The organism is Bacillus cereus group sp. MG16 (assembly GCF_040459875.1).
Lineage (GTDB): Bacteria > Bacillota > Bacilli > Bacillales > Bacillaceae_G > Bacillus_A > Bacillus_A paranthracis.
On sequence record NZ_JARVHE010000001.1, the window covers coordinates 3,401,481 to 3,424,061 of the forward strand.

The window sequence follows — 22,581 nt, forward strand, 5'->3', positions numbered from 1 at the left end:
CTTCACCTGCTTTTCAATTGATTTGCTAACTGTGCTTTTTGAATTTTACCAGTTGCATTTTTTGGCAATTCCTCTAGAAAAACAATTTCTTTCGGTATTTTATATTTTGCTAGAAATAAACGACAATGCTCAATGACTTCTTTTTCAGTTAATACACTGCTACTCTTTTTCACAATAAAGGCGATTGGAGTCTCTCCCCACTTTACATGTTGCCTACCAACGACCGCTACCTCATATACGTCCGAAAGCTTATTAATGACTTGCTCTACTTCAAGTGGATAAATATTTTCACCACCGGAAATTATCATTTCTTTTTTTCTACCGACAATGTATACAAAACCATCTTCATCAACTCTAGCTAAATCTCCCGTATATAACCAACCATCTTGAATCGCTTCTTTTGTTGCATCTAGCCGGTTCCAATACTCTTTCATTACATTCGGTCCTCTTATTAGTAACTCCCCAACTTCACCAACCTCAACTTTATTTTTGTTTTCATCAATAAGTTCATACTCACAAAACAGAACAGGTTTCCCAATCGAGCCTACTTTACGTCTTGCATCTTCTTCTGAAAGCATAAATACGGTTGGTGATGTTTCAGTCATACCGAATCCTTGACCAAATAAAAATCCTCTATCTATAAATTCTCTCATCAACTCTTCTGGACACGGAGCACCACCGTTATAAAACCAGCGAACTGATTGTAAATTTGTAGTTTCAAACTTTGAACAATTTATTAATGCTTGATGAATTGTAGGTACTCCCATCACAACAGTCACTTTATGTTTTTCTATCATAGAAAGAGCTTTGGTTGGCTCAAATTTTCTTGGAATAACGATTACACCACCTGCAAATAAAGTTGGAAATGCGAATAAACCAATACCACCAATATGAAATAAAGGCAATAATACAATAGAGCGATCGTGCATAGTTAAATCAATCGCAAATGTATTATTAAGCGCATTCCAAAACATATTTTCTTGTGTAAGTACAGCTCCTTTCGGTTTTCCAGTTGTCCCTGAGGTATAACATATAATAAAGGATGCGCTTTCATTTATCTCCTCAAAGTTATCAATTTTTCTATCTTCTATTTCTTTTAAACTTGTAATCGAAATAACTCTTTGTACATACGATACCTTCTGCATTGACAATGCCATATTTTGAAATGTTTCCTCTACAAATAAAACTGTAGTTCCACTATCCTTCAACTGAAATATAAGTTCATTTTCTGTTAACCGTATATTTAGTGGAACAGCAATACATTCTACCTTTGCTATAGCGAATAAAAGCACAATATATTCCAAGCTATTTTGCGATAAAATAGCTATCCTTTCTCCTTTTTGCACATGTAAGTCGTAAATGAAATATGCAGCTACTTTATTTACATACTCATGTAACTGTTTATATGTCATTTCCTCCTCATCTGTAATAATGGCAATGCGATCTGGATGTAAATAGGCCCGTTTTTCAATCCAATAAGCAATGCCTTGCATATGTTCCCCACTCCCTTATCTCTTTCTCAATCCTTCAAATATTAATGACATCGCTGCTTCAAATACATCTTCTGGAACATCTTTCTCTTCCCAATAACCCCATCGCATACCTAGAAATTGCCCAATTGACATAAGACAATACGCAATTGTTTCTGTATCAAGTTGTTTAAACTCTCCTGCTTCCATACCAGCTGATAAACTTTTTAAAAATCCATTTGCGAGCTTTGCATAGTACCATCTATATAAATTATCATCAACAACTACCGCCTGTTGTACAATGTTATATAGATTAGGACGATCTTTCACCCACCGAAAAAATGCCTGAAAACCTCTTCTTTGTGCCTCTTCATAACTTGATATCCCCTTCATTTCTTCTTTAATAATTAAGCGTAACTCACGGTTCAATCTGCGAATCAATTCATCAAATATATCTTTTTTAGATGGAAAGTAATTATAGAAAGTTCCGTGCGCCACCTTTGCTTCTTGTGTAATATTCACGATAGAAGCCTCGTAATATCCTTTACTACCAAACACCTTTTCTGCAGCACACAATAATTTCTCTCTCGTTTCTAGTCCTTTTGTTGTTAAGTTTTTTACATCCATTATTATTTTTTCTGACACCTGAATCACCTCTTATATTTGATTATAAATATTTTTCCTAATTTTACAATTATTATTGTTAGACAAAATCCGCAACTGTCTTTCTATCCCCCAATAAAGATCGGCTTCTTTTGACTAACTATTAATTAATGAGCATTTTATAATGCATTCCTAATCAGAATATATAAACGTCCGTCAGTTGAATTTTTTACACTTCCCACCCTCTCATAACACCATATACATTTAAGAAATATTATGAAAATAAATCCATATTTTACAAAATCGGAATATCCTAATATAATATATAAATGATTATCACTTATAAGTATCGGATATGAGTGAGGAAAATTTTTATATACCTAGGAGGAATCATAATGAATTTTAAACATGTACTCGCAACAGGCTTAATTACCGCCACATTATTTGGTGCAACGAATGCTCATGCACAAACTGAACATTTCATTGATGTACCAACGAATCACTGGTCTAAAGATTCGATTGACCATTTAACTGAGCAAAAGATTATTAGTGGTTATGGTAACGGAAAATTTGGATTTGGGGACAATGTAACTCGTGGGCAAGTAGCTGCGATTATTTCAAGATACTTAAAACTAGAAAATACCGGATCTACAAATAAACATTTCTCTGATATTCATGGGCATATGTTTGAAAACAATATTAAAGCAGTTGCCCAAAAAGGACTTATGACAGGGGACAGTAAGACTGACAAGTTTAGACCTGATGATACATTAACTCGATATGAAATGGCTGTTATCTTACAAAAAGCATTTCATCTACCTGTAAAAACAAATGACCTTTTCTATGATGTCCCAAATAATCATTGGGCAACAAACTCTGTTCGTTCATTGTATAGTAATGGCATTACAAAAGGAATTGGAGACTATAAATATGGCGGAGAAATGAATGTAACAAGAGAACAATTTGCAACGTTTATGTATAAAGCAATTAATGTAAGCCCTTATTTTATTCCTGATTCTATTCCTGCAAAAGATGAGGATAAGTATAAAGAAATTGAGAATATACTAATTGATTCTGGATTTTTAAAAACCGATTATAACTATGTATATACTAAAACTAGTCAAACATATGATGGCATTATGTATTTTAATTTTTCTCCCTATGATGACAGCGCATATAGAATGTCTATTCATAGTGATGATCCTGTATTAAACGAGCCGGTGAAAAAAATTCTCAATACACTACTACCAACTGAAGCGGATAATCTGTACAATCTAATTAAAAACCCTACTGCAAGCTCTCGAACAACAGAATTAGATGGTCGCAAAATTGAATTTAGAAGAGACTCTAGTACTAGTGTAAATGTTTCTCTTGGAAAACGAAAATACTAAAAGAGTGACTATTTAAAATGAATACAAGTATCTATATACTTATTCATAATAAAATAAAAGGACTGCCCCATAAGTCGTTTTCAGCAACTTATGGGGCAGCTCCCTTTAATGTTAGTTAGAATTAAGTTCCACTTTCTCTAACCCTTCAGCCAATTGGTTCTTATCTAGCCCTTCCCCTATTACTACTAAGTTCGTTGGGAAACCGAAGTCTTGTTCCAGTAAAGTCGGTACTCCGAACGAGTATTGGAATAAGTGAGGATATTTGTCCCCATGAAATTTCACAAAACCTTTTACGCGATAAATACTATCTGGTAAATTTGAAAGCCATTCGTATAATTTATCTTGATCAATCGATTTCGTAAATTGATACGTCATCGTTTGTATATGTAAATGCTGTTTTACATGTAGTGTCTCATGTTCCGCGTCATTCGTAAATTCAGCTTCTTCTATGTCTTCTAAAGATATATTACAATATTTTGTTTCAAACAATTTCGCATGATTATTTATCACTTTCACTTCTTCTATTACTTTGTTCTTATCCGCATCTGTTAGTAAATCTGATTTATTAATTAAAATGTGACTACCAAACTTCAGTTGCTCATGCAATAATTGCTGAACGTTTGCACTTAATACACTTCGATTTAACCATCTTACTGCATCTAAAACGACTACAATGGATTTCACTTCTAAGAAAGGTGCTAAAATTGGTGATACACATGCATCTAACACTTCAATTGGATGTGCAACACCTGTCGTTTCTATATAAATGACATCTGGTCTTTCTTGCTGATATAACGAATGCAACTGTATTTCAAGCTCTTCTTTTAACGTACAACAAATACATCCTTTCAGAAGTTCTCTTAAAACATTCTCTTTTCCAATAATATCTGTATCTACCGAGTATTCACCAATTTCATTCATTAATACTGCAACTTTTCTATTTTTCTTTTTCTCTGCTAACAATAAATTTTGTAATAATGTTGATTTTCCACTACCTAAAAAACCACCTAATATATGAATCTCCACTTTATTCATGCGATCGACCATCCATTTCTTTATTTCAAACGTATTCAAAGCGTAATAATTACGATTTATATTTATCATTTTATTAAAAGAATGACCATTTGTAAACATAACAGATTCATTGTTCATTTACTTCATGTGCAACCCTAACTCCAGACTCTATTGCTCCTTGCATCCATCCATGTGTTAATGTCGTATGCTCTCCTGCAAAATGTACTTTCCCAGATGGTGGTGTAATATACGGAAATAACTCGAGCTCTTGGCCCGGTTCGAACGCTGTAAATGCGCCGCAAGAATACGGATTTTGACTCCAGCTAAAAGAGGTTCCAGTGACAAACTCACTATAGACGATGTCACCGTATATTTCCGCTAAATTTTTTAATGCGTAACGAATACGATCTCTTTGCGAGAGACTATCCCATGTTAATGCCTCATCTGCCCACGTATAACTTGCTATAACGATAGCTGGTCCTGGAGTATGAATACCATAGCTCGGATAGTATGTAAACCGTATCGGTAAATCAGTAATAGATTTACCGCCACACTGTCCCGCTTTCTCCCAAAATTTACTTTTAAACTCTATCGCAATTTTAGTCGCAGCAATATAATTTAATTCACGAATCGCTCGTCTTTTAAAATAAGAGAATAAATGGTATGGCTGAACTTCTACAAATCGTAACGCTGAAAATGGAATTGTAATAATAGCAAAATCACTTGTTATTGTAAATTGCTCTAACGTTTGTTCATGATTTCCTTGTAACATTACTTTACTATCTTCTTGTATGATTTTATCAACCTTATACGGCATTAAAATATGTTCTCTTAATTGTGGTAAGAATGCATTCGATAACTTATCCATTCCACCAGTTATTTCATAATATTTCGTTGTTGAAGTAAAGAAAATCATTTCACGTAATACTTCAATTAAAGACATTCCCATATAAGCTTCCATATCAAGAAGTACCCCGATCATGTCTATTGCACCATCTGAATAATACTCCATTAAAAATGAACCAAGCGAATACATTTTATACTTTTTTTCAATGATAAGCCAATTTTTATCAGGATCCTTCTTAATATAATTTAGTATTGGTTCTAATACCTCAAGCATTAGCTCTTCTGCCGTTTTTCCTCTTTCTTTATCCAAAACCGGATATTCAAGTACACTTGGATCATTTTCAAACACATTCAATCTCGTTTGAATGTTATTCGTATAAATGATATCTGCAAAAGTTTTATTTATAAAAAGGTTTAAAGGAAGTTTAAATTTATGAATATACGCTAAGGTTAACTTATGGGTATCAGGGATTCTCATCGGTCCAGCATTAAAATATAAACCCACATTAAATGGCTCCCGAATTGTGTACACTCTGCCACCTATTCTGTTATTTGCTTCTATAATCGTTACTTCATGCCCAGCCTCTTTTAATAAAGAACCTGCAACTAATCCAGAAATCCCTGCACCGGCAATCGTAATTCGTTTTGGGTTATTCTTTTTAACAAGCCCTGCATGAATAATATGAAGCATTTCTTCCATTGCTAATGGGTTCCCCATGCCATTTCCCCTTTTACAAAGGATTTTACTGAATTATATTCGGTTCACTGAATTCCTATGTTTTGTTCACGGATTTGCACGGATACATTTTCAAACACTTGAATATCTTTTATAAAATGTAATAAACTAGATATGACTCTGTAGAAGTAAGACGTATTATCTTACATAATAAAATCAATGAAATTGCGAGGAATTTTAAAATGAAAAAAGGGATTAACCGTGTTGTATTAGTAGGAACAGGAGCAGTTGGATGTAGTTATGCTTACTGCATGATTAACCAAGCTGTAGCTGAAGAATTTGTTTTAGTTGATGTAAACGAAGCAAAAGCTGAAGGAGAAGCAATGGATTTAAGTCATGCCGTTCCATTTGCTCCAGCTCCAACTAGAGTATGGAAAGGTAGCTACGAAGATTGTAAAGATGCTGACCTTGTAGTCATTACGGCTGGATTACCACAAAAGCCAGGCGAAACACGTTTAGATTTAGTTGAGAAAAATGCAAAAATCTTTAAACAAATCGTGCGCAGTATTATGGATAGCGGATTTGATGGTATCTTCTTAATCGCAACTAACCCTGTCGATATTTTAACTTACGTAACTTGGAAAGAATCTGGTTTACCGAAAGAACGCGTAATTGGTTCTGGTACAACACTTGATTCTGCTCGTTTCCGCTATATGTTAGGTGAGTACTTCAATATTGGTCCACACAACATTCACGCTTATATTATCGGAGAACATGGTGATACGGAACTTCCTGTTTGGAGTCACGTATCAGTTGGTATTCAAAAACTACAAACACTGCTTGAAAAAGACAATACGTATAATCAAGAAGATTTAGACAAAATCTTCATAAACGTTCGTGATGCAGCTTACCATATTATTGAACGAAAAGGCGCAACATACTATGGTATTGGTATGTCACTTCTACGCGTTACTAAGGCAATTTTAAACGACGAAAATAGTGTATTAACTGTTTCGGCATATTTAGAAGGTCAATACGGTCAAAAAGATGTGTATATCGGTGTACCTGCTGTTTTAAATCGCGGCGGTGTTCGTGAAATTTTAGAAGTAGAATTAAGTGAAGACGAAGAATTAAAATTCGATCACTCTGTTCAAGTGTTGAAAGAAACAATGGCTCCTGTTCTTTAATCATATATGTGAAAAAGCAATCCAATTTATTTTGGATTGCTTTTTGTTTATTTTCTATTTTTTATTCGATTCCTCATTATTTACATCAAGTACATCTAATAAAAAGATGAAGATTGGTATCCCGATAATAAGCCCCCATATTCCAAGGAAATGTTCTGAAAAGATGAGAATCATAAATGTATAAAAGATTGGTAAATTTGTTTTCGCAGACATAAACTTCGGGTTTAAAAAATAACTTTCAAGAGCATGGATGACTGTAATGAACACAAGTATGTACACAACGTATATAACTCCGCCTACGTTATAAGCAATAATACAAAGTGGAAATAAAGAAATAATCACACCTGCAACCGGAATTAATCCTAGTAGAAAAATCATAACAGCTAATACGAGAAGCTGCGGAAATCCTAAAACAATTAATACAATAACAGTAAGAATACAATTTACAACTGCAATCAAAAACTGTGCTTCAATTACTTTACCGAACGATCTTGCAAACCTTTCGCCAAAATAGGCAATCTCCTCGTAAAAAATCTTTAGCTTACTCTCTTTAAATTTAGAAGTAAAGGTAATAATACGCTCTTTTTCTAATAAGAAAAAGAGGCTTAATATGAGAGACAATAATATTTGTAAACTTACCTTCCCTATATTTGCTATCGATTGATAGATGACATCTACACCTTGTTCTATATACTTTGATACTTCCATTCCGTTAATTGTCGAAAGTGCATATTTAATGATTTCATTATCAGGTGGGTTTTGAAAAAACAATTTAAATTGATAAATCAATTGCGAAATTTGTATCGTTAACACAGGTAAATATTTATACAATGTCGTGCCAATAAAGGAAACTAATATGATATACAAACAGGCGATAACAATTTTCCGGTTCACTTTCAATTTCTTTGAAATAAAACGTTGAAATCGATCCATTAAAAATGTCAGTATAAACGTAATTAATATTAAGTTGATCATACTTTTTAATCCATATAATACAAGCGCTAATATTATTAAAACGAGAAACCGTTGAAACCCTCTACTTCGAAAGAAATTTTTCACTTCATTCATTAAGATTTAACCTCCCCCTTCAATGGATGGAAATTGAATATATTACATTTTATGAACTTCTATAGACAATCTTTCTTACTAATTAGGAAGAATCCTTTTTTTCTTTTTATATTGTTAGATTCTATTTATATTAGCCCACCTACTTACTTCAGTTGAGATCTTTTTTTCGTTTAACCTTTTACAATTTAGGTGGTTTTCTATTTTTAGACTGCTGTTCATACGCATATCCAATATTGAACAGTTCCTTCTCACTGAATTGCTTCCCGACAAATACTGCACCTACTGGCTCTCCATTGTTATCATATCCTGCTGGCACCGCTAATTCTGGATAGCCAGCTACAGCTGATAGAAGAACTTCCTCGTTGTTAATCATAACTAAAGCATCCAAACCTTTTTCTACTAAATATCTATCTAGCTCTTTTTTTGCATTTTCTTGACTCGTTTGCACTACTTTTTCAAACTCATCTTTCGTTATAGCAGATTTTTCAGACCCCTCAATTAATGTTTGTCCGTATTTTATTCGTCTATTACTATCTCTTTTGTTAAACGCTATAATCTCTTTTAACGATTTTACCGGTACATTCTTTTGCTTTGAAAGAAAATCGTTAACATTATGTTTGAATTCATATTCTAATGTTTGTAGATTATCTACACCCTCAGCGTTTAACTGAATATCATCAGTCAATGTTGCACCTGCATCTTGAAGGTCTTTTCTTATCTTTTGTGCTACTTCTTTTCTATTGTCATCTTGTCGATCTATTGAAAATAGTACTCCTACTTTTTTCCCTTTCAAACCGTCTATTGATAAGTCCTTCGTATAATCCATTCTTTCTTTATCTTTCATTTTTTCTGTCATAGCATCTTTTTCATCATAACTTACCATTATGTTAAATAACGTTGCCGCATCCTTTACCGTTCTTGCCATCGGCCCTGCTGTATCAAGCGTTTCAGCTAACGGAATAATGCCTAATCTACTCACCATACCTAGTGATGGACGTAATCCAACTACTGATTGCTGCGTCGCTGGTGCTACAATTGATCCAGTCGTTTCTGTCCCGATTGCAAGCGGTGCAAAATCTGCCGCAACTACTGTAGCAGATCCAGAGCTTGATCCTGATGTATCAAACGTAATCGGACCATACGGATTCAAATTTTGTCCTTTTTTCCCGCTATATCCGCTAGGCATTGTAAAGGATAAATAATTTGCCCACTCAGACATATTCGCTTTTCCTAAAACAAAAGCACCTTCTTCTTTCAACTTTTTCACAATCGTCGCATCCTCATCTGCAATCCAATCTTTTAACACATACGTTCCTGCACTAGTAGGCATCACTTTTTCCGTCTGTACATTATCTTTTACAATGACAGGAATACCATATAAATTCGATTTTTTATTTCTACCTCGCTCTTGATCTAACTTTCTTGCTTCCTCCATCGCATTAGGGTTTATCTCTGTAACAGCATTTAATGTTATTCCATTTTGATCATGTTCTTGTATTCTAAAAAGATAAATACTCGTTAATTCTTCATATGACAACTTTCCATCATCAATCATTTTTTGAAGCTCATCTATAGTCGCATTTACGACTTCTTTTTCTTTTATCTTTACATTTTCTATGTTAATTCCTTTTAACTGGTTATATATCGGTTTTAACACTCTATCTTTATCATATACGATACGCTCAGGTTCCTTTGGAAAATAATTTTTATATACGTAATATCCGCCAGCACACGCTAATAAAACAATGCCTCCAGCGATAGACAGCGTTACCTTTACCCATTTCTTCATGTTGCTTCCTCCACTCTATAAGGTGCTTCTTTATACGAAAAAGAGAGTTACCTTTTACTTAACTCTCTCCAATCAAAATGCTAAATGAAAAAATGAAAGATTTCAATCTAATTACTTCTTTTTTTGCATTTGCTTTGCTAACATTTCTTTTACTTGATTATACGTTAACCCTGAATTTTTATTTAAACGCTTTACTTCCTCAACATCAGTACCTACCACTGTATATTTTTTCTCATCATTCATTTTCCTAATTCCCTTCTCAACGGATTATTTCTTATATTTCTTCCCTAAATGCGCATAATTTAACACCACTACAAAAAAGGAAGCTGTTTTTAAGCACAGCTTCCTTCTCGTTACATATTGTATTTCTTAATAAAATTTCACTACATCTTCAGTAGGCAAGAACGTTCTTTCTGCTGGTTGTTCGTTTGGTTCACCAAATGGCATTTGACCTACTAAGCTCCACTCTGCTGGAATGTTCCAAGTTTCTTTCACTTCAGCATCTACGATTGGGTTGTAATGTTGTAATGATGCCCCAATTCCTTCAGCAGATAATAACATCCACACAGTATGTTGTAACATTGCATTTCCTTGATGAGACCAGAATGGGAACTGATCTTTATATAATGGTGCGTTTTCTTGCATTTTTTCTACAGTTGCTTGATCTTCAAAGAATAGTACAGTCCCTACACCTGCATGAAAACCTTTTAGTCTTTCTACAGTCGCTTCAAAGTTTTCTGCTGGTACGCGGGCTCTTAATGTTTCTTTTACAATATCCCAAAACTTTTCATGTTCTCCATCCATTAATACGACCATACGGCCACTTTGCATATTGAAAGATGTTGGTGCGTGTAAAGCTGTTTTTAGCACTTCTTCAATTCTTTCTTTCGTAATTGCATCATTTTTTGTTACTTTACGAATGGAACGGCGGTTCACGATTGCTTCTTTTAAGTTTGTTGTAGTTGTTGACATTTTAATTCCTCCAAATGTTTGTTTTATAATTTATTTTGTTATTTCATAACAAGCGAATTAGCAATATCCATCGGTATTACATTGCATACCTTCAAATGAATTTGTTTTATCCTTTTCAATTTCTTTATCAATGACCCTTTGTAGTGTTTCTTTACTAGCAAGCCCTTGAATGATTTCATCTCCAATCATGACAGTTGGAACAGCCATAATATTCGCTTCATCATATGCGTGCTGAATTGCTTCTTGATGCTTTTCCTTATATTTACGAGTTACTAAAGCATCTTTAAATTCCGCCTCAGGAAGTCCTACTTCTACCGCTAATTTTGTTAACACATCAATATCTTCAATGTTTTGCTCTTCTTGGAAAAATGCTGTGAATACGCGGTGATGATACTTATTACCTAGTCCACGTTCTTTCGCAAATTGACACCCTTCGAAAGCTAAATGTGTATATGGATGCGGAGAAACACGTGGCAAACGCATATCAATTCCTAACTTCTTCGCTGTCGGAAGAATGAAAGCATCCCATGAACCTAATTTTTCTGGCTCATTCCATGGATCTATTTTTGAATATGGACTTGGACGTAATTCAAATGGCATCCATTCAATTTCTACATCTTTCTCTTTCGCTACTTCATCTAATGGACCTTTTGCTAAAAAACAAAATGGACATATAAAATCTGAGTATACTTTCATTTTTACAGTCATAACTTTTACACCTTACCTTTATAGTTGTAACCACATGAGTTACATTAATGTTAAAAAAATATAAATATGATTTAAGCATTCATTTTTTCTTGCAAAGTTTTAAACAGCTGCCCCATCGTAATATTTCTCAAAACTTCTTCCATCGCGGATTGTGCTTGAATTAAAATAATTTCTAACACCGCTTGAATATTCGCCCCAATTGGACAATCTGGATTCGGTTGCTCATGAATGTGAAATAATTTATCCTCTTCCACTACATTCACTGCATGATACACATCTAACAATGTGATTTCATGTAAATCCTTTAGTAAACCTGCGCCACCTGGTCCACGATTTACGTAAACAAAGCCAGCTTGTTTCAAGTACGACATCATTTTACGAATGACTACTGGATTTGTATTGACACTCTCAGCCATATAGTCTGAAGTACAAAGTGAAGATGGATTGTTTTTCAAAATAGATAAAATATGAACAGCTATGGAAAAGCGGCTACTAATTTTCATCGTAATCACCACCTCGATGTAATCATTATAGTTACAACCAAAAAATAAGTCAATCCTTTTCATAGATTTTTTATAAGTAAATTAAAAAGTGTCCCATTATAATATATGAGACACCTCTTTTTATTCTGCAAATAGCGCCTGAAATTCTTCAATAAATAGCTGCACAGCGATTGAAGAATCCTTTAATGAAGGAACAGCTAAAGCAATTTCTCTCCATACTTGCGGTTCCAACTCTCTCGTTTGCACATTCTGTGGTAAATTCGTTAAAGATAATTCAGCTAATATTGCAATACCTAGCCCTTCTTGAATCATATTTAAAGCGGTAGTAACGGTAGAAATTACATACTCAGCCCGAAGTGGTACGTTGGCTTGTTTAAACATATCAATGATGGGTGGTTCGTATCCGCCCTTACATAATATGATCGGTTCATTCTCCAAATCACGAATTGTAATAGAGTCCTTCTTACAAAGAGGATGATCCTCTCTTAAGATAGCAACCATTTTTCCCTTCGTTAACGGGACAATCTCCATCTCTTTATTAGGCAAAATAACAATTCCTATATCAACAACTCTCGATATTAACCAATCTTCAACTTCTTTAATTGTTCCTTCGCAAAGAACGACCTCTAAGCTCGGATACTTCTCCTTAAAATGGTTTATCATTTTCGGTAAGAAATGTGCAGAAGCACTCGGAAAACTCCCAATTCGAATCGTCCCCACTTCGTGTCCTTTCTCCATCGCAACTTCTTGTTCAATCTTCTCTACACCGTTCAAAATCTCTCTAATATGTACAAGAATTCTGTTTCCTACATCCGTAACGAGTAATCCTTGTCGTTTATCACGTATAAGAATCGTAACTCCTAACTCTGACTCAATACTTGAAATCGCATGACTTACTGCTGGCTGCGTCATATTTAACACCCGAGCAGCCTTCGTAAAACTACCTAACTCAACAGTTTTTATTAATACTTGTAGTTGTGTAATGGTCATAACTAATCGCTTATACTCCTTATAAAAAAGATTCATTTTATTTATTACAGTCGATATCATATCATAGTGAAATGAATAACATCAAGGAGGTCTTACAGTGACACAGCTTTCTCGAACTAAGACGGCCATCATCCTTACCTTTCTCGTTTTCATGTGGGGAATCAATTGGCCTTTATCTAAGTTTGCCCTGCATTATACACCACCCGTTTTATTTGCAGGCGTTCGAACTTTAATTGGAGGATTCATTTTACTCCTGTTCGCATTACCGAAATACAAAGAGTTACACTTAAAAGAAACTTGGCATTTATACGTTATTTCTTCTTTACTTAATATCATTATATTTTACGGATTACAAACTGTCGGCCTTCAATATATGCCTGCTGGTCTATTTTCCGCCATCGTATTTTTACAACCTGTTTTACTTGGTATTTTCTCATGGATATGGCTTGAAGAATCAATGTACGGTTTAAAAATTTTCGGGCTTATACTCGGATTTATTGGCGTGGGTGTTATTAGCTCAAGCAGTTTAACTGGACATATTTCTATTATCGGGATTCTTCTCGCGATAGGATGCGCTATTGGCTGGGCACTTGGAACCGTATTTATTAAGAAGACTGGGCATCGCGTTAATTCCATTTGGATGGTAACACTGCAACTTATTATTGGCGGACTTTGCTTAATTGGATTTGGATCAGAGTTTGAAAGGTGGTCTAGTATCGCTTGGAGTATGCCGTTTGTTAGTGTACTACTCTTTATTTCATTCTTTGTTATTGCAATGGGGTGGCTTGCATACTTCACACTCGTTGGAGCTGGTGAAGCAAGTAAAGTTGGGGCTTATACATTTCTCATTCCTCTAATCGCTATTATTGTAAGTTCAATTTTCTTACATGAAGCCATTACTATTAGCTTGTTCATCGGACTATTATTTATTGTAGTTAGTATTTGTTTCGTAAATATAAAGCCGAAAACACTTGCTGTAAGGCAGCAGGTTGAAGTGAAGTAAATTGACATAAGAAGGAGCCTACTGATTGTAGGCTCCTTCTTATCATTATTACTTATTTTTTACGACGTACCATAAAAACACACGTACCTACCGAAGATACAATCGCTAAAATAGATAAAACAATTGCTATCAATTGCATATTACTAGTACCTTCATTCTTTTCTACACTAGACACTTCACCATGTTCTCCTGTTAATGACGTACCTTTTGCAATTGTTGTAAGTGAATGTGGTTTTTCAGCTTTTTCATCGCCCGTCCATTCCACAATTTCACCGTCTTTATATTGTTGGTATGCATCCCAAGCTATTTTTTGCTCTTTATCCGGATTTTTAGCGACAAAAGTAAATCGCTGGAATTGACCAGGTAAAATCCCTTCTCCTGTTGCTTCCCATACTACAGTTTTCACTTTTCCAGCATTATCTTTTTGCTCTTCCACTTTCCATCCTGGCACTGGTTCATACTGTTGGAACTCTACTCCAGACGGTATTTTCAGTGTAACTTTTGTTGTTGCTATATTCTTTTCAACTGGTACTTTTATCGTGTAAGTCTCCCAAGAACCGATGTCAGAAGTTGCTGGCTTCACAGTAACGTGCGCACTAACAGGTAACGAAAAAATTCCCATTGCAATTACTGTTGCTATCATTGTTGTTCCTAATTTTTTTATACGTTTCATTTTCAATTAGCTCCTTTTTATCTATACCTACTCTTTATCCCGCTATTTGCCGGGTAGCTCAATTGATGAGGGCTGCTTAAAGTTTCACTCTATCTGCCACCTACAATAAATTTATAATCCGTATCGAAGCTATCAAGTGATTTTGTTAATCCATGTACTTGTATATTCCAGTTACCTGTCATGTTAATATACATACCTTCCGCTTCATATTCTCCCGGTGAAACTGCCGAAACTTTAAATGATCCTTTTCCCATATTCATATCTAACGATTGAGTCGTTAATATGATTTGTTCCATATTAGTAACAGGTTGTCCGTTCTCATCCTTTAAAGTAATATGGAATATATTTTGTCCTACTCTATTAGGACTTACATTTAGCGTCATTTCATATCCATTATCTAATTGTTTACTCTCTGTAAAAGGTCCAGTAGGAGGCATCGGTGGTGTTTGTACGTTTGTCATAAAAGCTACGATTACGAAAATGATAATCCCAATGATAAACTCTACTTTCACCGTAGCACCTAATCCTTGCTCCGCTCTCATTTTCCCTTTCACATAATGAATAATTCCCAATATCCCCATGAAAACGAATAAAATTATCTTTACTAATAAAGCTAATCCATACTTCGTATCAAATAACGATTGGATTGTTGGAATAAAAAATGTACTGTTAAAAAGACCTGTTATGAAAATCACAATGACAGCACATGTTGCCCACGGTGAAAAACGCTTAATCATATCCCAATACATATTCCACTTGTTATCCTCATTACGTAACAGAAGAATAATGGACGATAAACCACCAATCCATAATGAAGCTGCGAATAAATGTAAAAAATCCATAACAACAGCAATATCTTTAAACTTTAAACCATATGCGTGACTATTACATGCTTTCATAACAAGTATCCCGATAAACAATACTATTGGAATGCTCCATACTTTAAACGACGAAAGCTTCTCACGCTTCATCACAAAATACGTAACGATTATAAGCGAACTAATAAGAGTCATTTGAGTAATCCATACATAACCAAAAACAGAAAGCTGTAATGTTTCTTTTAATAGTAAAGGATTGAATGCTTCTAGCCATGAAACATCCGCATTTATTTTCGCTTGCAATGGTAGATTAAATACCAAGCTAATCAATATACCAAATAAGGAGATCCATATTATGTTCTTACTCCTTGATCGGACCGAAGTTGCATTCCCTTTATACATAATAAGATTAAAAAATAGCACGCCTATAAATAATGAGAAACTTGTATATAAAATTCCACGTTCCATAATCATATCGATTTGTGGGACGTAACCCATCTCTTCCACTTGTATACCGTCTGCTTCCACTTCTGCTAATCCAATACGGAATGGAATAACTCCTTGAATTGGATGGCCATCAGCTGAAATCACTTTCCACTGAATAGAGTACAGACCGTTTTTTAAATTTTCTTTTAACCCTGCTTCTAATAACTTTTTGTTTTTCTTATCAATATGAGCATCTTTTAAATCTACTCTTGTACCTGATGTATCTCTCACGTACAATGTATTAAAACTTGAAACTTGTATGTCCTCATCGAACTCGATTTTCACAACAGACGGTGCTTTCTTCAATGTTTCATTTTCAGTAGGGTTTGATTTCACAACGTACGCATGAGCAGATGCACTTTTCGGTATCAATATAATAAGCACACATGCAAGTAATAGCCATGTCCCTACCCTTCTCATTACTTTCACAATCATTTCACTTCTTTCTTACTCATCGCTCTATTTTCATGCCTTTAACTTCCTAAGTTTAATTCTCGGGCGAAATATTAACCTAATTAAATATAAATTTCTATACAGTATAACTCTTTATTTCTCTCTCACCTCTAAACTTCTAATAAAATAGTAACTACCTGTATAGATACAACTTACATTTTTAAAGTCGATTGTTATTATATCATAAAATATATTTATGTAAGTTCCTGAAGAAGAAAAGTTATCGTGAATCATTTGTGAAGAAAATGTGAAATACATAAATAAAAAGATGTTACTTTATTACGTAACATCTTTTTAAAAATATCTTTTTTCTATTTCTCTTCCGGATAATCACAATACTCTATGATTGTTCCCTCTGTATCCGCTGGGTTAAGATAGATTAATCTTCTGCCATGTTTATTCATTCGAAGTGTATGCTCTAAGGTTCGAATACCTTGTTCTTTTAGCTCTTCTAGGGCCACATCTAAATCATCGACACGATATGCCACGTGATGAACACCTTTACCTTTTTGTTTAATAAAACGCGCTATTGGAGATGTCGTATTATTCGTAGGCGCAAGTAATTCAATTCTATCTCCATCCACTTCAAGAATGGCTACTTCGCTTTCAACACCAGGTGCCTCACTTACGTAACGATCTATTAATGTTCCTAACAATACCTTTTCATAAAAGCTTATCGTACTATCTATATCGCGCACTGCGATGCCGATGTGATCAATTGTTTTTTTCATTTTATTTCCCCTACTACTTTATTTTCTCTCATTATTAATAGTAACAAAAATAGTTATAGAAACAAGTTCTATAACTTTTTTATTTAACCTATTTTCTTATTCGTATTTGCTGCTGGTTGGACTTGATTTTTTACTTTTAAAACGCTAATGCCATATCCGATACATCCACTGATAATCGCTGGGCAGATCCAGCCTAATCCTCCTTCCTGCATCGGAAGGAATTTAGTGAACAGTTGGCTTACTACTTCAACGTTAACTCCAGCTGCACTTAATCCATCGAATAAGCTGATAATAAATGTTACAGTTAAGCTCACTTGATAAACTTCAGCTCTTCCCTTGAATAATGAATGGAAGAATGTTAAGAAAATCAATACGATTGCTAGTGGATAAATTGCTGTTAATACTGGAACAGAAACTGCAATTAATTGTGTTAATCCTACATTTGCAACAATTGCACTAAATACACATAGCGTGATTGCAATTGCTTTGTAAGGAACATTTGGGAATAACTTATGGAAGAATGAAGAACATGCTGATACAAGTCCCACACTAGTTGTTAAACAAGCTACTGTAATCATTAACCCTAATAATACTCCGCCATATGATCCAAAATAGTAGTTGGAAACTTTCGCTAATACTTCTCCGCCGTTCTCTAAATGTCCAAGCTTTGCAACACTTGAAGCACCCATATAAGAAAGTGCTGTATAGATAATTGCTAAAATAGATGCGGCAATGATTGTTGCTTTCGCACAAACGACCATAATTTGTGTTTTCGTTTTTGCACCTTTTTCTTTAATTGCATTAATGATGATGATTCCGAATACGAATGATGCAAGCGTGTCCATCGTTAAGTATCCCTCTTGGAACCCTTTAAAGAATGCATGTGATGTATAAGCTTCAACTGGTGCTTGCATTTCTCCAATCGGATGAATAAAAGCAACGATTACTAAAATACCGATGAAAGTTAACTTAATTGGCGTTAAGATTTTTCCAACAATATCGACAATTTTCGCAGGATTTAGCGAAAAAAAACAAGTGATGCTAAAGAATACAATTGTGAAAAGAATTAAAGGTGTAGAACCTAATCCCTCTGGCATAAACGGTTTAAGACCAATTTCATAAGAAACATTTCCTGTTCTTGGTATTGCAAATAACGGGCCAATCGCCAAGTATAAAACTGTTGTAAACACAATCCCGAATACTGGGTGAGCACGACTTGCTAATGACTGTAAATCATCTTTACCCGAAAAACCAAATGCTAGTACACCTAGTAATGGTAATCCAACACCTGTTACTAAAAATCCAGCGTTAGCAATCCATACATTTTCTCCTGCCGATTGACCAAGCATTGCCGGAAAAATTAAATTTCCTGCTCCAAAAAATAGTGCAAATAACATTAATCCAATAACTACTATGAACGAAAACGGTACTTTATTCGCCATAATATAACCCCCATTCAAATTTCCTTATCTCATTTTCCAATTTTAACTAATTGAATTTTCTGAATATTTAATTTAAGTATCAACTATTCTTGAACTCATTATAGTTTGCTATATAATATTTTGCAATACTATTTTCTAACTTTTCATTCATTTTATAAATATACATTTTTTAACATAGAAATAGACTAAAAAACCAACATGGTCATCCATGTTGGTTTTTCCATTTTTACTATCAATTAATTAAAATTTCGCCGCTACTTTCTTAACGTTCTCTAAACCTTCTTCAACAATTTGTTGTGAGCGATCTGGATATTGGTTGTGCCCTTCAATTACAACAGTCTCTGGATTTGTAATGCCCCAGAATCCAAGTACAGTTGTTACGTAATTAACTGCCATTTCCATAGGAGCCATTTGTTCTGAAGAGTAATCTGAACCACGAGCACCTAACACAACTACTTTCTTACCACCAGCTAAACCTTCTGGGCCATTAGCTGTATATTTAAACGTTTTTCCAGCTTGAGATAAGTATGAAATATATGTGATTAATGGTGCTGGTACAGTAAAGTTCCATAATGGGAATGCAAATACAACTTTATCAGCGTCTAAAAATTGATTTAAATATTGATCTACTGTAGCAACTGCCTTCTCTTCTTCAGCTGTTAACTCCATACCTTGGCTACGTTTGTATCCACCTGAAATAGCAATATTTCCGTAATAAGGAAGATCTAATGCAAATAAATCTAACTCTGTAATTTCTGTATTCGGATTTGCTTCTTTATAAGTACTTACAAATGTTTCATACATTTTTGAACTAACTGCTTGCTCCGCTGGACGATCGTTTGCTTTTACAAATAATACTTTTGACATTGTTTTATTCTCCTCTACTTTTGTATTTTCTTCTTTTTTACCAAATAACGAGCTAAATAATCCCATTTTTTTCACCTAAACTTTCTTATCATATTCATTATTCATCATCACAAAAATTCTTATTCTAATAAAAAGTTCCAATAGATACCTTAAGTAAAGATACAAAAAACTTTTTGTTATTTAATTACCTTATGTAAGTGATTGTAATATAGTCACTTACTTTAGTCAAGTAACTTTTAATAAAAAAATAAATCTCAAATTAAAAACATTTACTAAAATACAATTGAACACCAAATACGACTTTATTACTTGTATAATAAAATTAGAGAGGAAAATTCATATTTAGAAAGGATTTATTCATGAGCACTATAGAAAAGATTCAAACTTTTATTATTCTTTTTGCTGTTACATGCGGCATCATACTTGGACAATTTAATGTTATACATATGTATTCAGACAAATTTATTGTTCCCTTTTTATTTTTCATGCTATATGGATTATTCCTCAGCATCCCATTAAAAGAAATAAAAAACGGATTTCACAATTTAAAATTTGCTGGAACAAGTCTTACTATTAACTTCTTATGGACACCTTTACTCGCTTGGGGATTAGGAGCACTATTTCTTTCAGATCACCCAGCACTTTGGGTTGGATTTATAATGCTAATGGTTACTCCATGTACAGATTGGTACTTAATCTTTACTGAAATAGCAAAAGGTAATGTAGCACTTTCTACAGCGATTTTACCAGTAAATTTAATTTTGCAAGTACTACTACTTCCCATTTATTTATTTTTATTCGCTGGTGTTATGAAGACTGTAGCGGTTTCTGTTTTAGTAGAAAGTATTGTTATCGTAATCGTCTTACCATTTTTACTTGCACACGCTACAAAATTCATTATGAATAAACTGAAAAAAGCTGAAACGCTCGAGAATAAACTCATTCCGTTTTTCAGCTCTGCCCAAATTGTATTTTTAAGTTTAGCAATCGTAGCGATGTTTGCATCACAAGGTAAATATTTATTACAAAATATGAATGTCGTTTTATTATTACTCATTCCTGTTCTATTGTTCTTCATCATTAATTTTGTACTAGGACAATTTATCGGGCGCGTTATGCGTTTATCTTATAAAGATACAGTAAGTCTAAATTTAACAACGTTAGCAAGAAACTCACCTGTCGCTCTTGCTATTGCTGTAACAGCTTTTCCAGATGAGCCTCTTATTGCTCTCGCATTAGTTATTGGGCCATTGATTGAGTTACCGGTACTTGCTTGTGTTTCACAAGTGTTGTTACTTATTAAGAAAAAACGGCAATACGCATAATAAAAAACGTCTCGTAATGAGACGTTTTTTATTTTTGAAAAATTTCATACAACACTTATTTCTTATGTATCAATACAAATGAAATCACCGAAACTACAAACGTAATAATCCCAATTATAATAAATAGAATAGACGCGGAAATTGACTCTAGGGAATACCCCGTTATTGCAATTCCTATCGGAGTTGATACTAGTAATAACGAATTTAAGAAACCGAAAAATCTTCCTTGCACTTCATTTGGAATTAACTTTCTATACAACACTCCAAAATATACATTACTTACTCCAAATACAATCCCTGACAGAAAATAATAAAACGTAAATAATACCGGATTCAATGTCGTACCCATTGCAGCGTTAAAAACCCCCATAATAGCTGTAAATATAAAGGCAGTGGTAATCGTTTTATATGTACGAATCTTTTTCGTAATAAATGCACCAATTAAAATCCCTATCGGTGATGCTGCAAAAACTATACTATACCACTGCATAGAAAGATCCATCTCTCTAACAACGATTACTTGCAGTGAAAGTATACATGCTGCTCCAAGTAAATTAATGACCGCAGCGCTCATTAGTAATGTCTTCAACGATTTGTTACTATTAATCACAGAAAATCCCTCTTTAAAATCTTCATAAAAAGGCTTCTTCTTCTCTACTTTTAATTCACGTGGAAATTTGATTTTCATTAAAATTAAAAACGATATAAAGAATGTAAGTGCATCTAACACGAATACTCCATGAAAACTAAAAATACTAATTAAAAAGCTTGCCAATAAAGGAATTACCACAGATATAATTTGTATTGATACTTGCCTTAATGAAATAGCTTGTTGAACATGCCTTTCTTCCACATATGTAACTAACGCTGCATTTGAAGCTGGTGTAAATAAGGCACTTCCAATTGAGCGTATAATAAGTAACAGTAGTAACGGTATGTACAGCATTTTATTATAAAATGCTATAACTGCAATTAAAACCATAACGATACATCTCATCACATCCGCAATTATCATAAGCTTTCTTCTCGACATTCGATCTGCTAACGTTCCTGTTACAGGTGCAAACAAAATCGCCACCGTTGCAATAGCAATGTTTACCCCCGAAACAAGTAATGGTGAATTTGTTAATTTCATTACCCATAGCGGTAAAACGAGTGTAACCATTGAATTGCCTATCAAAGAAATACAACTTGCTAAGAAAAAATACGAAAAAACTTTATTGCTCCATATACTATTACTAGCGCTATCCTCTTTTAAAGTTCCAACTCGATTATTCACTATGCCCTCCGGTTTCTCCTTCTATATTTTCTTTGATTCTTTCTCTTCTGTATCACCACCTTTCTAATTCTCTATTTAAATGACAAAAAACCTTCTTCAAAATAAGAAGAAGGTTTACTTATACCTATTTTCTTATCTATTAGGACTTTTAGATCCTACAGGATTTAGCACCTTTATATCACATTAGGTTGCTGAGGCTTCGAAGGGCCAGTCCCTCCACCTCTCTTAATAAGAAGTTTTTATTCAATTATCTAAATTTATTATATATTACATTAAAATAATTTCAAT

Annotated in this window: 21 protein-coding genes and 1 riboswitch; of the genes, 4 read left to right on the forward strand and 17 right to left on the reverse strand. The window is 34.0% G+C overall.

All coding sequences use genetic code 11. From position 1 onward, the window contains the following. Positions 1-2: 2 nt before the first annotated feature. Together QCI73_RS17605 and QCI73_RS17610 are read right to left on the reverse strand one after the other, a co-directional pair. Positions 3-1,493 carry an o-succinylbenzoate--CoA ligase gene (locus QCI73_RS17605; protein WP_353823436.1) on the reverse strand — a complete coding sequence of 497 codons (1,491 nt, stop codon included), beginning with the start codon at positions 1,491-1,493 and terminating at the stop codon, positions 3-5. A 15-nt stretch (positions 1,494-1,508) separates the two neighbouring features. Next, complete coding sequence (locus tag QCI73_RS17610) at positions 1,509-2,114, reverse strand: TetR/AcrR family transcriptional regulator (RefSeq protein ID WP_130983645.1); 606 nt, start codon at positions 2,112-2,114, stop codon at positions 1,509-1,511. 353 nt (positions 2,115-2,467) lie between these two features. On the opposite strand from QCI73_RS17610, the gene QCI73_RS17615 reads away from it, so the two are divergent. Then, positions 2,468-3,463 carry an S-layer homology domain-containing protein gene (locus QCI73_RS17615; RefSeq protein ID WP_353823437.1) on the forward strand — a complete coding sequence of 332 codons (996 nt, stop codon included), beginning with the start codon at positions 2,468-2,470 and terminating at the stop codon, positions 3,461-3,463. Positions 3,464-3,574: 111 nt separating this feature from the next. Here QCI73_RS17615 and QCI73_RS17620 read toward each other — a convergent pair whose 3' ends face one another. Then, on the reverse strand, positions 3,575-4,498 hold the full coding sequence (locus tag QCI73_RS17620) for a CobW family GTP-binding protein (protein ID WP_070807289.1): 924 nt from the start codon (positions 4,496-4,498) through the stop codon (positions 3,575-3,577). A gap of 106 nt (positions 4,499-4,604) precedes the next feature. Then, positions 4,605-6,041 carry a flavin monoamine oxidase family protein gene (locus QCI73_RS17625; RefSeq protein ID WP_353823438.1) on the reverse strand — a complete coding sequence of 479 codons (1,437 nt, stop codon included), beginning with the start codon at positions 6,039-6,041 and terminating at the stop codon, positions 4,605-4,607. Positions 6,042-6,241: 200 nt separating this feature from the next. Here QCI73_RS17625 and QCI73_RS17630 point away from each other — a divergent pair, with 200 nt between their 5' ends. Continuing rightward, the gene (locus tag QCI73_RS17630; RefSeq protein ID WP_000715326.1) at positions 6,242-7,186 is read left to right on the forward strand and encodes an L-lactate dehydrogenase; all 945 of its coding nucleotides are present in this window, start codon (positions 6,242-6,244) and stop codon (positions 7,184-7,186) included. A gap of 54 nt (positions 7,187-7,240) precedes the next feature. On the opposite strand, the gene QCI73_RS17635 is transcribed toward QCI73_RS17630, so the two are convergent. The 7 genes from QCI73_RS17635 to QCI73_RS17665 form a co-directional block, all read right to left on the reverse strand. Then, on the reverse strand, positions 7,241-8,254 hold the full coding sequence (locus QCI73_RS17635) for an AI-2E family transporter (protein WP_353823439.1): 1,014 nt from the start codon (positions 8,252-8,254) through the stop codon (positions 7,241-7,243). A gap of 178 nt (positions 8,255-8,432) precedes the next feature. After that, entirely contained in the window at positions 8,433-10,043 is a 1,611-nt protein-coding gene (locus tag QCI73_RS17640) for an amidase family protein (protein ID WP_353823440.1), read from the reverse strand. Between the two features lie 111 nt (positions 10,044-10,154). Further along, the gene (locus QCI73_RS17645; RefSeq protein ID WP_000997344.1) at positions 10,155-10,286 is read right to left on the reverse strand and encodes a hypothetical protein; all 132 of its coding nucleotides are present in this window, start codon (positions 10,284-10,286) and stop codon (positions 10,155-10,157) included. 126 nt (positions 10,287-10,412) lie between these two features. Continuing rightward, entirely contained in the window at positions 10,413-11,015 is a 603-nt protein-coding gene (locus QCI73_RS17650) for a nitroreductase family protein (RefSeq protein WP_070805779.1), read from the reverse strand. Between the two features lie 57 nt (positions 11,016-11,072). Continuing rightward, a complete protein-coding gene (locus tag QCI73_RS17655) occupies positions 11,073-11,723 on the reverse strand; it encodes a DsbA family oxidoreductase (RefSeq protein WP_353823441.1) in 651 nt (216 codons plus the stop codon). Positions 11,724-11,794: 71 nt separating this feature from the next. Continuing rightward, positions 11,795-12,226, reverse strand: a complete 432-nt coding sequence (locus tag QCI73_RS17660; protein WP_353823442.1) for an Rrf2 family transcriptional regulator — start codon at positions 12,224-12,226, stop codon at positions 11,795-11,797. A 120-nt stretch (positions 12,227-12,346) separates the two neighbouring features. Then, on the reverse strand, positions 12,347-13,216 hold the full coding sequence (locus QCI73_RS17665) for a LysR family transcriptional regulator (RefSeq protein WP_065223511.1): 870 nt from the start codon (positions 13,214-13,216) through the stop codon (positions 12,347-12,349). Positions 13,217-13,313: 97 nt separating this feature from the next. Here QCI73_RS17665 and QCI73_RS17670 point away from each other — a divergent pair, with 97 nt between their 5' ends. Continuing rightward, positions 13,314-14,219, forward strand: a complete 906-nt coding sequence (locus QCI73_RS17670; protein ID WP_000192795.1) for a DMT family transporter — start codon at positions 13,314-13,316, stop codon at positions 14,217-14,219. 52 nt (positions 14,220-14,271) lie between these two features. Here the strand turns inward: QCI73_RS17670 and QCI73_RS17675 are convergent, their stop codons facing one another. The 5 genes from QCI73_RS17675 to QCI73_RS17695 form a co-directional block, all read right to left on the reverse strand. Next, complete coding sequence (locus tag QCI73_RS17675) at positions 14,272-14,892, reverse strand: YcnI family copper-binding membrane protein (protein ID WP_000821403.1); 621 nt, start codon at positions 14,890-14,892, stop codon at positions 14,272-14,274. Positions 14,893-14,981: 89 nt separating this feature from the next. Further along, positions 14,982-16,631, reverse strand: a complete 1,650-nt coding sequence (locus tag QCI73_RS17680) for a copper resistance CopC/CopD family protein (protein WP_353823443.1) — start codon at positions 16,629-16,631, stop codon at positions 14,982-14,984. A 329-nt stretch (positions 16,632-16,960) separates the two neighbouring features. Further along, positions 16,961-17,380 (reverse strand): VOC family protein, encoded by a 420-nt coding sequence (locus QCI73_RS17685; RefSeq protein ID WP_000750862.1) that lies wholly within the window; start codon positions 17,378-17,380, stop codon positions 16,961-16,963. Between the two features lie 83 nt (positions 17,381-17,463). After that, positions 17,464-18,822: a branched-chain amino acid transport system II carrier protein gene (gene brnQ / locus QCI73_RS17690; protein WP_353823444.1), complete on the reverse strand. Its 1,359-nt coding sequence runs from the start codon at positions 18,820-18,822 to the stop codon at positions 17,464-17,466. Positions 18,823-19,062: 240 nt separating this feature from the next. Further along, entirely contained in the window at positions 19,063-19,755 is a 693-nt protein-coding gene (locus tag QCI73_RS17695; protein WP_327923189.1) for an FMN-dependent NADH-azoreductase, read from the reverse strand. A 293-nt stretch (positions 19,756-20,048) separates the two neighbouring features. Between QCI73_RS17695 and QCI73_RS17700 the strand changes: the two genes are divergently transcribed. Beyond that, positions 20,049-21,014 (forward strand): arsenic resistance protein, encoded by a 966-nt coding sequence (locus QCI73_RS17700; RefSeq protein ID WP_353823445.1) that lies wholly within the window; start codon positions 20,049-20,051, stop codon positions 21,012-21,014. A gap of 55 nt (positions 21,015-21,069) precedes the next feature. Here the strand turns inward: QCI73_RS17700 and QCI73_RS17705 are convergent, their stop codons facing one another. Next, positions 21,070-22,293, reverse strand: coding sequence for an MFS transporter (locus tag QCI73_RS17705; protein ID WP_353823446.1), 1,224 nt, complete (start codon positions 22,291-22,293; stop codon positions 21,070-21,072). Positions 22,294-22,422: 129 nt separating this feature from the next. After that, positions 22,423-22,528: riboswitch (SAM riboswitch) on the reverse strand. Positions 22,529-22,581 lie beyond the last annotated feature (53 nt).

Excerpts from the sequence above, each read along its gene's own strand:
- QCI73_RS17635 (WP_353823439.1), bottom strand. The coding sequence starts at position 8,254 with ATGAATGAAGTGAAAAATTTCTTTCGAAGTAGAGGGTTTCAACGGTTT.
- QCI73_RS17680 (WP_353823443.1), bottom strand. The coding sequence starts at position 16,631 with ATGATTGTGAAAGTAATGAGAAGGGTAGGGACATGGCTATTACTTGCA.
- brnQ (WP_353823444.1), bottom strand. The coding sequence starts at position 18,822 with ATGGCGAATAAAGTACCGTTTTCGTTCATAGTAGTTATTGGATTAATG.
- QCI73_RS17660 (WP_353823442.1), bottom strand. The coding sequence starts at position 12,226 with ATGAAAATTAGTAGCCGCTTTTCCATAGCTGTTCATATTTTATCTATT.
- QCI73_RS17605 (WP_353823436.1), bottom strand. The coding sequence starts at position 1,493 with ATGCAAGGCATTGCTTATTGGATTGAAAAACGGGCCTATTTACATCCA.
- QCI73_RS17615 (WP_353823437.1), top strand. The coding sequence starts at position 2,468 with ATGAATTTTAAACATGTACTCGCAACAGGCTTAATTACCGCCACATTA.
- QCI73_RS17685 (WP_000750862.1), bottom strand. The coding sequence starts at position 17,380 with ATGAAAAAAACAATTGATCACATCGGCATCGCAGTGCGCGATATAGAT.
- QCI73_RS17620 (WP_070807289.1), bottom strand. The coding sequence starts at position 4,498 with ATGAATAAAGTGGAGATTCATATATTAGGTGGTTTTTTAGGTAGTGGA.
- QCI73_RS17630 (WP_000715326.1), top strand. The coding sequence starts at position 6,242 with ATGAAAAAAGGGATTAACCGTGTTGTATTAGTAGGAACAGGAGCAGTT.
- QCI73_RS17640 (WP_353823440.1), bottom strand. The coding sequence starts at position 10,043 with ATGAAGAAATGGGTAAAGGTAACGCTGTCTATCGCTGGAGGCATTGTT.
- QCI73_RS17675 (WP_000821403.1), bottom strand. The coding sequence starts at position 14,892 with ATGAAACGTATAAAAAAATTAGGAACAACAATGATAGCAACAGTAATT.
- QCI73_RS17665 (WP_065223511.1), bottom strand. The coding sequence starts at position 13,216 with ATGACCATTACACAACTACAAGTATTAATAAAAACTGTTGAGTTAGGT.
- QCI73_RS17650 (WP_070805779.1), bottom strand. The coding sequence starts at position 11,015 with ATGTCAACAACTACAACAAACTTAAAAGAAGCAATCGTGAACCGCCGT.
- QCI73_RS17625 (WP_353823438.1), bottom strand. The coding sequence starts at position 6,041 with ATGGGGAACCCATTAGCAATGGAAGAAATGCTTCATATTATTCATGCA.
- QCI73_RS17700 (WP_353823445.1), top strand. The coding sequence starts at position 20,049 with ATGAGCACTATAGAAAAGATTCAAACTTTTATTATTCTTTTTGCTGTT.
- QCI73_RS17645 (WP_000997344.1), bottom strand. The coding sequence starts at position 10,286 with ATGAATGATGAGAAAAAATATACAGTGGTAGGTACTGATGTTGAGGAA.
- QCI73_RS17695 (WP_327923189.1), bottom strand. The coding sequence starts at position 19,755 with ATGGGATTATTTAGCTCGTTATTTGGTAAAAAAGAAGAAAATACAAAA.
- QCI73_RS17655 (WP_353823441.1), bottom strand. The coding sequence starts at position 11,723 with ATGACTGTAAAAATGAAAGTATACTCAGATTTTATATGTCCATTTTGT.